We start from the raw sequence: 15,250 nt of genomic DNA on the forward strand, positions 1-15,250 counted from the left end.
GTAGGAAAAGCAAAAAGCCCACCCGAGGGAAATCGGGTGGGCCTGTTTAAAAGCGATTTACGCTTAAGTCGGCTGCACTTCCATCTGTGCTTCTTGCTCACGAGCGCGGCCTTCCAGAACCGGGCGTAGATAACGCAAAGAGATGCGCAGGGTAATAAATGCAATCACGCTGGCCACTGAGGTGACCAACATCAGTGACTTGCCCAATGCTTGTTTGTCGGCAAAGACGAAGTCAGTCAACGAGGCGACGATGGTTGGAGCGATACCGGCCGCGATGGTTGCGGTTACAAACATAAAAATCGCGGTGGTCTGGCCGCGCATACGGTTAGGCATCATCAGTTGAAGAGTCGCGGCGATGTACAGCAAGAAGGACACCAGTACCACGTCCACAATGGCGTACAGGCCCATGAACCAGTAGGGGTCCTTCATGCTGAACGCGATGATCGCCAGAGGGGCGGACGTTGCCAGCAACCATGTGTAGAAACGCACGTGAGCATCGGCGACGCCGCGCTTGTACAGCCAGTCGATGATCACGCCTTTGCACAGGATGCTCGAGGCACTGATGATGTTGATTACACCCATGATCGGGGCGTACTCCTTGGGTGACCAACCAAACTCGCGTGTGATGTAGGTCGGTACCCAACTGATCAGGCTTGCGGCTGCAACGGCCGCAAAAGCAAAGCCTACCAGCAAGGTCGTGAATAGCGGTTTGTTCTGGCCCATGTACGCGAAGACGTTGGCGTCGGTTGCCGCAGGCTTGACGTGATTCTTGCGCGCAGGTTCTTTGAAGGTGAAAGCCAGAAGGGCCAGGAGTAGACCTGGCAGGCCAATCATGATCATCGCCAGGCGCCAAGCGGTGACTTCACCGATCAGCGGTAGGGTCATGCCGCCGTGTGCCGCTGCATAGGAAATCACCCAGCCGCCGACGCCAAAGGCGAATGCCGTACCGACTTTTGGCCCCATGCCAAAGATCGACAAGGCTGTGGTCATACGCTCTTTGGGGAATTTATCGGCGATCAGCGAGTACGCAGCCGGCTGGAGGCTCGCCTCTCCGGCACCGACGCCCATACGAGCAGCAAACAGCATTGGGAACCCTTTGGACAAGCCGGTGAGGACGGTGGCGACGGACCAGAAAATGATGCCACCAAACACTACGCCACGCCGCGAGAAGCGATCGGTGGCCCAGCCTAGCGGGTAGCCACAGATGCCGAAGCAGATTGCGAATGCGGGGCCCAACAGCAAGCTGATTTGGAAATCACTCAGACTCAACTCCTGCTGAATCGGAATGACCAGCATGTTGATCACTAACCGGTCCAAAATGGAGAGCACATAAAACATCAGCAGTACACCGACCATCCACCAGGGTTCTATTCGGGACCACAGGCTGGTTTGGCCTAATGGCCTGGATTTGCTGAGCATTTGCTGCCTCCACTATTTTTAGTGTTATGGCCACGCTGGTGGCGTGGCATATGGGATGTGTCGATAACAATCAGAAAAATTTAATGGTGTACTCAGTGGTCAGACGTGTCTCGGTCATGTCGCGAACCCCTGGAACATTGCTGTTGAGTATTCCCTTGTCGAAACGGATGGAGACGTCCTTGAACGGGCCGCTTTGTATGGTGTAGTTAACGGAAACGATCTTCACTTGTTCCGTTTTTGGGCCCTGGACTGTACGGGCGTTGGAGCCCTTCAAATAGATGAGGTTAAGGTTCAGCCCCGGTAGTCCCGCTGCGACAAAGTCATATCCGTAGCGCGCTTGCCAGGTACGTTCGCCGGCCCGGGCGAATTTATTGACCTGAATGTCACTAGTAATAGGTGCGATGCTGCCGTCACCCTGATTCGGCCACACGAAATCGCTCTGGCCTTCAGTATGCTGGTAACCCAGTCCAAAGGTGTGGGCCTGAATCTGGTAGCTGAGCAGGGCACTGGTTAAGCGATTGTCGACTTCGCCCACGGTGACGCCGTTGCCGTAGTAGCCGCTTGCAAGATAGCCCTCTTTTTGCCCGGCAAAGCTGCTGTTCTTGCCATTGCCAGAGCTGTTGTAGTGGCGCAGGTCAGTCGTGAACACTCCATTGCCGATTCGGTGCTTGGTTAGCGCCCCGATCATGTGCTGTTCGTAGAAATTGTCCAATTGGCCGTAGTAGTAGCGCAGAGTAATGTTTTTGTTCAGTGCGTACTCACTGCCGAAGAACCAGAAGTGATTGCTGTCCTGAGGCGTGCCAGGAAGGTTGGAACCGTATACCGCACGATTGTAAGCGTTACCGAATTTACCCCGGGCAGCACTGGAGCCATCAATGGTCATTCGAATGCCATCGCTGGAGGCTCGGCCCTTGGAGCGGTCGAACATCCCCGCCTGCAGGCTCAGGCCTTCTATCTCATTGGAGGTAATCACGGTGCCTTCGAACAACTGCGGAGCGATGCTGCCGGTTGATGCCTGTAGAATTGGCATACGGGGCAAGTGTGCTCCGTAGCGAACTTCGGTTTTCGAGTAACGTATTTTCGGGCTCAGGTACGCCCAGGAAAAATCATCCACCGAGCTTTCATCGCTTTCCCGCGGGAACAGCAGGGCAGGCTGGCGTGAAGAGTTGATATCACCGGCCTTGCCTCCGGAGTCGAGTTTCAGACCCTCGAAAGCCAGTAAGTCGGTACCGAAGCCAACCGTGCCCTCAGTGAAGCCCGACTGGGCATTGAGCATGAAACCCTGTCCCCACTCGGTCATGCGCGATCCTCCCGCACCATGCCCTGAGCGAAAATCATTGTCGTAGTAGAGGTTGCGTAACCGCAAGTTTGCCTGTGCGTCTTCGATGAAGCCTTGAGCTTGAACCGTTTGCACACCGTGCGCAGTCAAAAGCATAAGACCAATGGACGTGTTCAGAGCCACTTTGCAAGCGGCAGGCGAAGATACTGGCATAGTTTTTCTCTTATTTTTGTTAGCTCGGCGATGGGCACAGATGTTCTTTCCCATGCCTTGTTCGGCTTCTCGTCTTGTTTGCGAGTTGCTCGGATATCCAGTATCAAAATCGCCATCGGACAGCGCAACGCAAAGCTGCAAGTCGGTGCACTTGGTGCACAAGATGATGAGTGGCGCGTGCCAGAAACGGGCACTACTGATAAATCTATTGGCCAAGAATTCGAGGCTTTTCAAGCGAGAGTCTTTCGGCGTGATACCTGGGTGTAGATCAGAGGGAGGACCTTGCCTTTGTGAGGGTCAAACGCATGCCGTCGCGCGCGTTTTGCCGAGCGAGTTTTGGGTGCTTCATCTTTGTCCGCAGAGGACGGGTGTGATGGGGGGCCGCTGTAATTTCTTCTGCCACTAACAGTCCGTTGGTGGTGTTCCTTAACCTTGCATGACCTTATTGGAGATAATCACAATGCCGCTTCCACAAGGCCGTTTTCGCCACATTGGCGTCCCTGCATTTGATCCAGATGAACTGGGCAAGTTTTACACCCGTTGGTTCGGGTTTGTTGTCTCTGATACCGGTTCGGGTAAGTCAGATAACGCTCGCGTGGTGTTCATGACTGGCAGCCCGGACGAGCATCACCAAATCGCTTTTGCCAACCTGCGCCGTGAAGGTCATCCGGCCATGCAGCAAATATCTTTTGTCTACGACAGCCTCGAAGAGCTAAAAACCATGGCCGTGGAATTCCACAAGGCCGGTGTTCCGATTCTCCAGCAAAAAGACCACGGCAACACCTGGAGCGTCTACGTTTCTGATCCGGAAGGTAACCGCGTCGAGTGCTATGCCCCTTCGCCATGGTACGTGCAACAGCCGACCTGGTGGGAGATGGATCTGGTGACCGAGTCGGTCGAAGCGGTGTTTGCCCGTACTGAAGACAAGGCCAAGTCGCTGCCAGGTTTCTGTTCACGTGAAGAGTGGCAGGCGCGTATCAGCGCTGGGGTCAAAGCGAACCTCGAAGCTTTCTGATTACATTCACTGCCAAGGCATCAAAAAAACCCACGACCTGTTCAGGCGTGGGTTTTTTTATGGGACGGAGCAGGCCAGCTCGGGTCGCTCGCGTTGTGGCGAGCGGAGCTATTCAGTGCAGGTTCTGGGTGATCTGCGTCACGTCGTCCAGTGTTTCCAAGTTGAGGAGGGCGTTCAGGGCGCGTTGCGCTTTTTCCTGGGGCACGCTCTTGGCGAAGTTGAGGTTGCGCCAGTACTTGTCGATGATCTGTGCCTTGCCCACCGGGTTTTCTATCCAGCCCAGCGGTAACTGGTTACGTTCTGCACGCAGCACGCGGCCGTCCTTGAGGTGCACGACCAGACGGGTCAAGTGATTGGTCAGGTCGGTGGCGGGGAGCATCTTGACCTTTTCGGTCAGGGCCATGACCACCGGGTTGTACACATGCTCATGAGTGTAGTGCTCGATTTCCACTGACTTGTTGAGCATCACGTTGGTCACTGCATAAGGAATGCTGAACAGTGAACGCGCTTGGGTGTCTTGCTCTTTCATGGTCTGGTTGAGGAAGTGCACCAGACGATGGGGCGGCACGTCCATGGTGATCTGCTCGATATCCTCGGCGGCAAACTCATGAGCGCGGACGATATCCAGCGCGCACTCGATCGGGTTGTGGTTGCCGTAGCAAGACGGGTGCAGCTTGTGCATGCCCTTGGCGTAGAAGGTTTTGCCCAGGTCGGCGACCAGGCACTCGGGGAAAGCCTTGACGGAGAACAGGTTGTAATAACCCATCGGGCTTTGCAGCGCATCTTTGACCCCGCCAAAGCCACCTTGCGAGAGCAGGGCCGCGACAACCGCGTTATAGGCGGCCAGTGCGCCCGGTAACTTGAAGCTATCGGCGCCGTCCCAGAGTGACTGGTAAGAGCCGGACATCATGTGCAGCAGGATGCCGTAGGCGTTGACGATTTGTGCTTCATTCAGCTTCATCAGGCGCGCCACCACGGCTAGGGCGCCGAAGGCGTTGGCGGTGCCACAGACCTCAAAGCACTTGTCAAAATTGAACTCCTCAGACACCGCCAGGCGTGCGCCAATATCTCCGCCCAGGATCACGGCTACGATTAATTCCTTGCCACTGGCCCCGAGAAATTCGGCCACGGACAGCGCTGTCGGGTCCGTGGTGCTGCACACGTGGCCGACCATCTTGCCCTGGTTGATGCCTTCTGGTGCCGGGCCGCAAACCTCGAAATCAAACGAGCGCCCGGTCAGGCAGTTGATCAGCGCGGCTTGCGGTAGCGGCAGCTTGTCACCATAGCCCAGCACGGTGGCCTGAGGCGCGCCACCCCAGCTGCGGTAAAGGTTGATAAAGGCGTTATTGCTGGGGGCGCGGTAGCCTGCCACCGAGCAGCCGAGCGCGTCGATCAGTCTGAGTTTCGCCGCTTCGATGGTCTCGCTGTCGAGGTCGTCGTAGCGGGTGTCCAGAATGTGCCGTGCCAACTGATTAATAAGCATGCGAGGTCGCCTTGAGCAATGGTCGTTGTTGTAGTTATGAGCCTGTATAGGCTGTTTGAAACGACTCTATCGGCGTCGGCAAAGTACTGACAACCTTGATGTGGGATCTCGTGCATAGAGTGCACGCAATGCCATTTTTCGATGTTCGATGATAAAAACTCATGCTTATGATCTGTTCGCTATCCCTCGAAGGACGGCCGCTACTGTGTCCCCTGTGACGATGATCACGGGGGCGGGACATTACAAATATAAGAATGGTGAGCTATGAAAACGGATAACAGGTCGTTCCTGAGCCTGTGGGACCATATTGAGCCATGGTGGATGGTACTGGTCCTGCTGATGTTCTATGTCATGTCGATTCTCGATCGATTGGTATTGAACATGTTGGTGGTACCTATCCAGCAAGAGATGGGCTTAAGTGATATGCAAATAAGTCTGATCATTGGTCCGGCCTTTGCCGTGGCCCATGGTTTGTTTGCTTACCCCTTGGGATGGGCCTGTGATCGTTTCTCGCGGCGAAAAGTATTGTTTGGTGGCTTTGTCATCTGGTCGTTGGCGACCGTCAGCGCCGGCTTATCGAAAACCTTTGGTATGTTGTTTGTCAGCCGCGTCTCTGTGGGCGCTGCCGAAGCATCGCTAATGCCGGCGGCGTATTCAATGATTGCCGACCGTGTGCCGCGTCACCGCATGACTACCGCCATGTCGGTTTTTGGCATGGGGCCCAAGTTGGGTAATGCCTTTGCCTTCGGCGTGGGTGGCTGGGTGATTGCCTATACCGCCAGTGTGGGCAGCATGAGCTTTCCGTTGATCGGTGAGATGAGCCCGTGGCGTTCGGCGCTGATCTTGCTCGGCGCCCCGGGTGTGCTGTTGGCGCTGCTGGTGTTCAGTTTCTCCGAACCGCTGCGCCGTGGTGCCAGCGATGTGTCGATTCGCACCCAAAGGGCAGTGGTGCACCTGGGCCAGGTTAGCTTTAAAGACTACGTCACCCAGCGCAAGCTGCTTTATGCGCTGCTGCTCTTAGGTTTTTCCTGCACCACCATGGCCGCCTTGGCGTCATTGTCCTGGGTGCCGACTTACATCACCCGACACTTCGGCCTGAGCCCCAAGGACTATGCGTCGGCTTTGAGCATTGTTTATGCGGTGGGCGCCTTGACCATGATCCTCAAGGGGCTGTTCATCGACTGGATGATGAAGCGTGGCTACAAAGATGCGCACATCCGCTTCTATAGCTTCATTCTGATACTGGCGCTACCGGCCATTGGAATCGCCTTTACCACCGATGACTTTAAGGTGTTCGTGCTGGCGTATGCGGTGCTCGATATCATTTTGCTTAACTCGGTATTCTATGTGTCCGCCACCATCCAATTGATGTCTCCGACGCATTTGCGTGGTCGGGTCATGGGCATGTTTATCCTGGTAGTCGGCACTGTCGCACCGACCCTGTCACCACCGCTGGTGGCCGCCCTTACCCAGTACGTATTCAAGGATCCGGCTCTGCTGGGTTACTCCTTGATCTGTGTCTCGGCAACAGGCGTAGTGCTTGCCATTGGCGTGTTGGGTTTCTCCCTGCGCTACCTGAGGCCGGAAATGGACAAGGTAGCCCGGGAGTATGATGAAGCGGCCGCAGCCGAAGCCAAATCCCAACAAGCAGACTTGCAACCTTCATTAGCGCGTTAAGCGTTCAAACAGCGAGAATCAAAAAACCCGCAACCAGTGCGGGTTTTTACTTTGCACTTATATCGAAAGGCACATGTATTTGATTTCCAGGTAATCCTCGATGCCGTACTTGGAGCCTTCACGGCCCAGACCCGACGCTTTGATGCCGCCGAACGGAGCGACTTCGTTTGAGATCAGGCCCGTGTTGACACCGACCATGCCGTACTCCAGGGCTTCACCCAGCCGGAACACGCGGCTGATGTCACGGGAGTAGAAGTACGAAGCCAGGCCGAACTCGGTGTCGTTGGCGCGTTCGATGACTTCAGCTTCGTCCTTGAAGCGGAATACCGGGGCCAGTGGGCCGAAGGTTTCATCCTTGGACACCAAGGCGTGGTGCGGTACGTCGACCAGGATGGTCGGCTCGAAGAAGCTCCCACCCAGGGCGTGAGGTTTACCACCCAGTAACACACGCGCACCCTTGGCGACTGCGTCATCAATGTGCTCTTGCACTTTAGCCACGGCCTTTGCGTCGATCAGCGGGCCGGTGCTGGTGCCGCTGTGCAGGCCGTTACCGATCTGCAGTTTGGCCACCGCCTCGGCTAGCTTGGTTACGAAAAGTTCGTATACGCCGTCCTGCACATACAAGCGGTTGGCGCAGACGCAGGTCTGGCCGTTGTTGCGGAATTTGCTGATCAGCGCGCCCTCAACGGCAGCGTCCAGATTGGCGTCGTCGAACACGATAAAGGGTGCGTTGCCGCCCAGTTCAAGCGACACCTTTTTAATATCCTTGGCGCACTCAGCCATCAGCTGGCGGCCGATTTCGGTGGAGCCGGTAAAGCTGAGCTTGCGCACGATCGGGTTGCCGGTCAGTTCACCGCCGACTTCGCCAGCGCTGCCGGTGACCACGTTGAACACGCCTGCGGGGAGGCCAGCCCGTTCAGCCAATTCGGCCAGTGCCAGAGCCGAGTAGGGGGTTTGCGAGGCAGGTTTGAGCACCATGGTGCAACCGGCGGCCAGCGCTGGACCGGCTTTGCGGGTGATCATCGCGCAAGGGAAGTTCCACGGCGTTATGGCCGCTGTCACGCCGATAGGCTGTTTGATAACTAGCAGACGCTTATCGACCTGGTGCCCTGGAATGGTGTCGCCGTAGACGCGCTTGGCTTCTTCGGCGAACCACTCGAAGAAGGAGGCTGCATACACCACTTCGCCCACTGACTCATGCAGCGGCTTGCCTTGCTCCAGCGTCATCAGACGGCCCAGATCGTCTTTATGTTCTAGCATCAGCTCGTACCAGCGGCGCAATTTGGCACCACGCTCTTTGGCGGTCAGGGCACGCCAGGACGGCAGGGCGCGGTTGGCCGCTTCAATGGCGCGAGCGGTTTCGGCACGGCCCATTTTCGGCACGCTACCAAGTATCTCACCGGTCGCCGGGTTATTGACTTTGAGGGTCTGGTCGTTGTCGGCATCAGCCCATGCGCCGTCGATATAGGCTTGCTGGCGGAACAGTGAAGGGTCTATCAATTGCATCATCAGACTCCAGCGCGCAGGTATCCCTGCAGATAGAAAAAGTAGTGACAGGCTCGACGTAACGGGGGGGGCGAAGGGTTAATCAGTAGAAGGGTGGCTGCGCCGAGGGACCAGGAAAAAATCTCCTGCGAGGCGATGATATTTCCTGGCGCCAAAGCCAACTTGCCCCGGCACTGAAGACCTGGCCCTTTTGCAGCTGGCCCGCTACGGAGTAAGCCAGCCAGGGGGATTAGCGTTGTTTGAGCAGATCCAGCGCCACGTCGACGATCATGTCTTCCTGGCCACCCACCATGCGGCGGCGTCCCAGTTCAACCAGGATATCCAGGGTCTTGAGGCCGTACTTGGCCGCTGCCATTTCGGCGTGACGCAAGAAGCTGGAGTACACGCCTGCATAACCGAGACCGAGGGTTTCACGGTCAACCCTTACCGGGCGGTCTTGCAGCGGACGTACCAGATCGTCGGCAGCATCCATCAGGCAGTACAGGTCGGTGCCGTGGTTCCAGCCCATGCGCTCGGCGGCAGCGATGAATACTTCCAGGGGCGCGTTGCCAGCACCTGCACCCATACCGGCCAGGCTGGCATCGACACGGTCACAGCCTTCCTCGACCGCGACAATGGAGTTGGCCACGCCCAGGCTCAAGTTGTGGTGGGCGTGCATGCCGGTCTGTGTTTCAGCGTTCAGCATGGCCTTGAAGGCCCGCATGCGGTCACGGATGTCGTTCATGCTCATAGCGCCACCGGAGTCGGCCATGTAGATGCACTCGGCACCGTAGCTTTCCATCAACTTGCCTTGGGCGGCCAGCTGTTCCGCCGGGATCATATGACTCATCATCAGGAAACCGACGGTGTCCATGCCCAGCGAGCGCGCGTATTCGATGTGCTGTCTGGACACGTCGGCTTCGGTGCAGTGGGTGGCCACGCGCACGGAGCGAGCGCCAGCGTCGTAAGCGGCCTTGAGGTCATGAACCGTTCCGATACCGGGCAGCAGCAATACGGTGATCTTGGCATTTTCAATCACATCGGCCGCCGCTTCGATCCATTCCAGATCGGTGTGGGCGCCAAAGCCGTAGTTGAAGCTTGAACCTTGCAGACCATCACCGTGAGTGACTTCAATGGAGTCCACGTTGGCCTGGTCGAGGGCGCGGGCGATGTCCTGCACGTTCTGGATCGAATACTGGTGGCGAACTGCATGGCTCCCGTCGCGCAAGGTGACGTCGGAAATGTAGATTTTTTTGCTTGGATCAAAAATCATGGTCGTGTTCTCAGCCGTTGATCATCGAGATAGCCATACGCTCGGCGGTAGCCAGCGCGGCAGAGGTCATGATGTCCAGGTTGCCCGCGTAAGCAGGCAGGTAGTGGGCGGCGCCTTCAACTTCCAGAAAGATCGAGGTTTTCAAGCCCGAGAACTTGCCGAGGCCCGGAATGTTCAGCGGCGCGTCTTCAGGGATGACGTCAAACTGCACCTTTTGCTTGAGGCGATAGCCCGGCACGTAAGCCTTAACCGCGGCGGCCATTTCTTCGATGCTGGCTTCAACCTTCGCCTGATCGGCGGCTTCAGACAGCACGAACACAGTGTCGCGCATCATCAGCGGCGGTTCGGCCGGGTTCATGACGATGATCGCCTTGCCCTTGGCGGCGCCACCCACGGCTTCAATCGCCTGGGAGGTGGTTTCGGTGAATTCGTCGATGTTGGCACGCGTGCCAGGGCCCGCCGATTTGGAGGCGATCGAGGCGATGATTTCGGCGTAGTGAACCTTGGCCACGCGGGATACCGCAGCGACCATCGGGATGGTTGCCTGGCCACCGCAGGTGACCATGTTGACGTTCAACTGATTCAGGTTCTGTTCCAGGTTAACCACTGGCACGCAATAGGGGCCGATGGCTGCAGGCGTCAGGTCGATCAAGCGGATACCCGGCTTGGCGGCACGCAGCAAGGCGTCGTTTTGCACGTGTGCGCCAGCGCTGGTGGCATCGAAGACGAAGTCGATGTCAGCAAATTCGGGTAAGTTGATCAGCCCTTGTACGCCTTCAGCAGTGGTTGCCACGCCCAGGCGCTGAGCTCGGGCCAGACCGTCGGAATTGGGGTCGATACCGACCATGGCACCCATTTCCAGATATTTGGCGTTGCGCATCACTTTGATCATGAGATCGGTACCGATGTTGCCCGGGCCGATGATCGCGACTTTGAGTTTTTTCATGGTGTTGTTCTCTATTCTCGCGTGGTGCTGATTACTCAGCGCTGAACTGCACGGCGACTTGGCCAATCCCGCTGATCACGGCTTCAAAATGATCGCCCGCCGCGACCGGTACCATCGGGCCCAGGGCGCCGGTCAGAATCACGTCGCCGGCCTTCAGTGGCGTGCCCAGGCGTGCCATGGTCGAGGCCAACCAGGAGGCAGCGTTCAACGGGTGGCCCAGACATTCGGCACCGGTGCCTTCAGAAACCACTTCGCCATTACGGGTCATGCTCATGCGTGCATTGCGCAGGTCGATTCCTTCGAGTCGCCGCGCCGGGCCACCGAGCACAAAGCAGCCGCTGGAGGCGTTGTCAGCCACGGTGTCGACGAAGCGGATGTTCCAGTCTTTAACGCGCGAACCGACAATTTCCAACGACGGCAGCACCCAGCCGGTGGCGGCCAGTACGTCAAGGAAGGTGGTGTCGCTAAACGGCAAGTCGTTATTCAAAACCAAAGCAATTTCCGCTTCGATCTTGGGCTGCATCACGCGGCCTATGGGCACGGTATCGCCGTCGCCGTAGCACATGTCGGCAAACAGGGTGCCGAAGTCCGGCTGATCCACACCCAGTTGGGCCTGGACTTTCTTGTTGGTCAGGCCAATCTTTCGGCCGACGATGCGGCGTCCCTCGGCTTGTGCCACGGCCACGTTCAAGCGTTGAATGGCGTAAGCGGCATCCGCCGACTCAATACCAATCTCTTCACGCAGCGGAGCAATGCCCAAGCCGCTGGCTTCGGCGCTGCGAAGGGCCGCGGCGAGTGATTCTATGTTTTTTTTCGATACGCTCATGTTCACCTCGGATGCCTGACGAGAAGCCTGTCAGGCCGACAACTTATGGATTAGTGGGTCAGGAAGTCGAGCACCAGGCGGTTGAACTTCTCGGCGTGCTCCCACTGCGCCCAGTGACCACATTTGTTGAACACGTGCAGTTGCGAATTGAGGATGCCGGCGTTCAAGCGATAGCCTGTATCGACCGGTACAAAGCGGTCGTTACGGCCCCAAACGATCAGGGTTTCGGCGTTGATTTCATCCAGGCGCGCGCTCTGGTCGGGGAACTGCTTGGGATGCGCCTGGAGGCTCTTGACGAAGCTTTCCAGATGGTCCGGGCGAGCCAGTAGGTTGGTCAGGCGCGCTTGCATCAGGTCTTCGGTCAGGTCGCTGGCGTCGTAGACGAACACGTTCATCATGCGCTTGAGGTTTTCCAGCGTCGGTTCGCGGTACAGCGCGCCGATCAGCTTGATGCCTTCGGTCGGCATCGGCACGAACGAGCTCACGCCGCCGGTGCCGCCGCCCATCAGGACCAGCTTGTCGACGTTGTCCGGGTTGGCCAGGGCAAAGGCCACGGCGCTGTGGCCACCCATGGAGTTGCCGAGCAGGGAGATCTTGTTGACGCCCAGTTGGTCGATCACGGCCTTGACCACGCGGCCGTTGAGCTCGGAGCGCGACTCGGCGCAGACGACCGTGTCGGTCTTGCCCCAGCCCGGGCAGTTGATCAGCAATACGCGAAAACCGGCGTCGATCAGTGGATCGATGTTGCGGTTGAAATTGGCCCAGCCGGTGGCGCCGGGGCCAGAGCCGTGCAGCATGACCACCACGTTTTTACCGTCGCCGATATCGTTGTAATGAATGTTTAGCGTGCGGCCTGCGTCTTCAATGTTAACGAAATGGCTGGTGTTTTCTTCGTTGAAGCGGCTCATCAAAGTGTCCTCTAAATGGGATGCGTAAACCGGTGGGTCCTAACGCAGGCGGGCGCTCAGGGCGCCAAAGCCGGCGATCCACTCCGGGATTTCGCGGTAATAACGGTTGCTGGCCTCGTAAGGGCCAAAGGCTTGAAGGGCGGAAAACGCGGCGACCCAGGTTTTGACTTCGTGCGTGGACTTGCCGGCCCGGGCCGAGAGGTAAGCGTTACTCACACTATCGAGCTCGGCCAGTTCGCCGCGGCTCAACGTGTCAAGGAACTGCTGATCCCACTCGGGGTTGAGCGGGTGCAGCGAGTTCTGATCTTCAACAAAACGCCGTGCCGCTTGAATCACCCGCTGGGTGCGCGCTTCACGTTCATCCTCCGGAAGGACGCGGCCGCTGCCCTTCAGGCGATCCGCCATATGGGCATTGGCGGTGGCCAACTCAGGCACCGGAGGTTGATGCGACAGCCCGCCCGAACCGATGATCAATACGCGTTGGTTCAGAGTTCTCGCCCACTGGCCAATCACCTGGCCGAGTAGGCGTGCGCGCTGGAAGCTCGGTAGCGGAACGGCGACCGAGTTGATAAACACCGGGATCACCGGGCATTTATTTAGCGCACCAAAGAAAAACTCCAGCGGTTGTGCCGCGCCGTGGTCGAGCTGCATATCGTAAGACACCGCGGCATCAACCCCGGACTCGAGCACAAAGCTGGCGCAGTCCTCGGCCAGCAATTGGGGTACGTTGAGATTGCCGGCCAGGGTGCCGAAATCGCCGATGGCGTGGGCACCCATACCAATGCAAAACGACGGCATCACGTCATAGAAAAAGCCATTGTAATGATCGGGCGAGAACAGAATGACCAGCTCTGGATCGAAGGTGGCGATACGTTCACGCGCAGCCTTCACTACCACGTCGACCTCATCCAGCACATCCTGGTTCGGGTCGACATGACCGACCAGCGGGGTGTGCGACAAACACTCCAGCAGCACAGTCATGTCAGGCCACCTCGCTTTGTGCTGGGCTCTTAACGGCCACCGGGGTGGCGCTTAACTTGCTCAGTACTAGCGTGCTGGCCTTGCCCAATGTCTGCGGGATACAGAGGCTGGCGATGAAACGATCAGGACGTAGCACCACCACCGAGGCGGGGTACTGTGCGAACCATGTTTTCAGACTGTTGTTGAAGTCGCCGACACTGATCACCCCTTCCACCCGAGGGCGCTGTGCTTTCAGTTGGACGGCAGGCAGAACCTGGATAAAACGGGTACCCAGTTGCTCGTAGGCCGCGATTTGCTCTTGCGTCAGTCCCCACTTCGGATTGCTGCCCCAAGAAAGCACTGCGAAGTTCGCGCCAATCACTTCATCAAGCAGCACCTTGCGGCCGTCTTCGAGTTCAACTTGCGGCTGAATAAACATACGGCCCACTGGCGAGTTTTTGATCTCGTCACTGACCACCACACCTTTGGTGTATTTGGGCATCGGCTTGAAACGCATTTCCAGGAAGTAGCGCTTAACCGGCGGCAAATAATTGAGCAGCCACGACACGCCGTCACGCAAGGTGCCCTGCCAGCGCTTGGGTGGCGCCAGGACGTGCCCGGCGAGTACAGAAAGATCGATCATCGCTTTTGCGTGATCACGCCGTTCCACTTCATAGGTGTCCAACAAGCTTGGCCCTGCCAGTCCTTTAACGACCAACGCGAGCTTCCAGGCCAGGTTGCTGGCATCCCGCATCCCGCTGTTGTAACCCTGGCCTTGCCATACCGGCATGATGTGCGCGGCATCGCCAGCCAGCAGCACCCGCCCCTGACGGAATTGACCGGCCAGGCGTGCGTTGTGGGTATAGACGCGGCTGCGGATCAGTTCTATGCGATCGGGGTTGGGCAGCACCTTGGCCAACAGCTTGCGCATGTTCTCCGGTTTGCTCAGCTCAGCTTCCGTTTCGCCGGGCATGACCATGAATTCGAAACGGCGCACACCATGAGGCAGGGCGGCGGAGACATAAGGACGCACTGGGTCGCAGCACAGGTAGATATGGGGCGTGCTCAGAGGGTCGTTGGCAATGTCGACGACAATCCACTGATTCGGCGCCGTTTTACCGTCAAAGCTGATGTTAAGGGTGCGGCGTACGTAGCTGTTACCGCCGTCGCAAGCGACCATGTAACCGGCCCGCACGGTTTCTTCGCTACCGTCGGCTTTTTTCATGCGCAGGCTGACGCCATCACCGGTTTGGCTGAAATCGATCAGGTCGCGGGAGAACAGTGTGCGCACGTTGGCAAAGCGCTGCAGGCCTTTGAACATGACGCCGTCTACTTGCGGCTGAATGAAGGCGTTGCGGCGCGACCAGCCGAACTCCTCTGTCATCGGTTGTATGTCGGCGAAGCAACGGCCTTTAGGGGTCAGGAAGCGCATCGCGTGCCAAGGCGTAGTGTGCGGCAGCACCTGATCGACCAGGCCGAACGCCTGGATGGTACGCAACGACTCGTCGTCGATACCAATGGCGCGCGGGTAGTCGATCAAGCTGTCGAGCTTTTCGATCACCAGGACTTCAACACCCATTTGACCAAGGTAATTGCTGATAGCCAAGCCAACGGGGCCAGCCCCTATCACAACGACATCGGCTTGGTAGTCGATGGTTTGCGCGTGAGCGGTAGTTTCGTTGGGGGTTGTTGTCATTTGTGGTCTCCGCCATCGTGAAGTTAAGCTCAGCCGGAATTTTAGGTAGCAAGCTTGTGCACTCCTTGCA

The 15,250-nt window shown here is 57.6% G+C and carries 12 protein-coding genes; 2 read left to right on the forward strand and 10 right to left on the reverse strand.

The genetic code is table 11. The features are described 5' to 3' along the window. Window positions 1-63: 63 nt before the first annotated feature. Together KGA88_RS16500 and KGA88_RS16505 are read right to left on the reverse strand one after the other, a co-directional pair. Window positions 64-1,419, reverse strand: a complete 1,356-nt coding sequence (locus tag KGA88_RS16500; RefSeq protein WP_223592698.1) for an MFS transporter — start codon at window positions 1,417-1,419, stop codon at window positions 64-66. A gap of 70 nt (window positions 1,420-1,489) precedes the next feature. Next, window positions 1,490-3,145, reverse strand: coding sequence for an OprD family outer membrane porin (locus KGA88_RS16505; protein WP_223592700.1), 1,656 nt, complete (start codon window positions 3,143-3,145; stop codon window positions 1,490-1,492). A gap of 226 nt (window positions 3,146-3,371) precedes the next feature. On the opposite strand from KGA88_RS16505, the gene KGA88_RS16510 reads away from it, so the two are divergent. Continuing rightward, window positions 3,372-3,926, forward strand: a complete 555-nt coding sequence (locus KGA88_RS16510) for a VOC family protein (RefSeq protein ID WP_223592702.1) — start codon at window positions 3,372-3,374, stop codon at window positions 3,924-3,926. A 112-nt stretch (window positions 3,927-4,038) separates the two neighbouring features. Here KGA88_RS16510 and KGA88_RS16515 read toward each other — a convergent pair whose 3' ends face one another. Next, window positions 4,039-5,409 (reverse strand): MmgE/PrpD family protein, encoded by a 1,371-nt coding sequence (locus KGA88_RS16515; RefSeq protein WP_223592704.1) that lies wholly within the window; start codon window positions 5,407-5,409, stop codon window positions 4,039-4,041. Window positions 5,410-5,673: 264 nt separating this feature from the next. Between KGA88_RS16515 and KGA88_RS16520 the strand changes: the two genes are divergently transcribed. Then, window positions 5,674-7,086 carry an MFS transporter gene (locus KGA88_RS16520; protein ID WP_223592706.1) on the forward strand — a complete coding sequence of 471 codons (1,413 nt, stop codon included), beginning with the start codon at window positions 5,674-5,676 and terminating at the stop codon, window positions 7,084-7,086. Window positions 7,087-7,143: 57 nt separating this feature from the next. On the opposite strand, the gene gabD is transcribed toward KGA88_RS16520, so the two are convergent. The 7 genes from gabD to KGA88_RS16555 all read right to left on the reverse strand — a co-directional run bounded on the left by gabD (window position 7,144) and on the right by KGA88_RS16555 (window position 15,180). After that, window positions 7,144-8,592 (reverse strand): NADP-dependent succinate-semialdehyde dehydrogenase, encoded by a 1,449-nt coding sequence (gabD, locus tag KGA88_RS16525; RefSeq protein WP_223593063.1) that lies wholly within the window; start codon window positions 8,590-8,592, stop codon window positions 7,144-7,146. A 229-nt stretch (window positions 8,593-8,821) separates the two neighbouring features. Further along, window positions 8,822-9,844, reverse strand: a complete 1,023-nt coding sequence (gene dmpG, locus KGA88_RS16530; protein ID WP_223592708.1) for a 4-hydroxy-2-oxovalerate aldolase — start codon at window positions 9,842-9,844, stop codon at window positions 8,822-8,824. 10 nt (window positions 9,845-9,854) lie between these two features. After that, window positions 9,855-10,790 (reverse strand): acetaldehyde dehydrogenase (acetylating), encoded by a 936-nt coding sequence (locus KGA88_RS16535; RefSeq protein WP_223592717.1) that lies wholly within the window; start codon window positions 10,788-10,790, stop codon window positions 9,855-9,857. A 31-nt stretch (window positions 10,791-10,821) separates the two neighbouring features. Further along, a complete protein-coding gene (gene mhpD, locus KGA88_RS16540) occupies window positions 10,822-11,616 on the reverse strand; it encodes a 2-keto-4-pentenoate hydratase (RefSeq protein WP_223592719.1) in 795 nt (264 codons plus the stop codon). A 50-nt stretch (window positions 11,617-11,666) separates the two neighbouring features. Next, window positions 11,667-12,524, reverse strand: coding sequence for an alpha/beta fold hydrolase (locus KGA88_RS16545; RefSeq protein WP_223592721.1), 858 nt, complete (start codon window positions 12,522-12,524; stop codon window positions 11,667-11,669). 39 nt (window positions 12,525-12,563) lie between these two features. Beyond that, on the reverse strand, window positions 12,564-13,505 hold the full coding sequence (locus tag KGA88_RS16550; RefSeq protein ID WP_223592725.1) for a 3-carboxyethylcatechol 2,3-dioxygenase: 942 nt from the start codon (window positions 13,503-13,505) through the stop codon (window positions 12,564-12,566). Between the two features lies 1 nt (window position 13,506). Further along, a complete protein-coding gene (locus KGA88_RS16555; RefSeq protein ID WP_223592727.1) occupies window positions 13,507-15,180 on the reverse strand; it encodes a bifunctional 3-(3-hydroxy-phenyl)propionate/3-hydroxycinnamic acid hydroxylase in 1,674 nt (557 codons plus the stop codon). Window positions 15,181-15,250: the final 70 nt, after the last annotated feature.

This window comes from Pseudomonas sp. A-R-19 (assembly GCF_019956575.1).
Taxonomy (GTDB): domain Bacteria; phylum Pseudomonadota; class Gammaproteobacteria; order Pseudomonadales; family Pseudomonadaceae; genus Aquipseudomonas.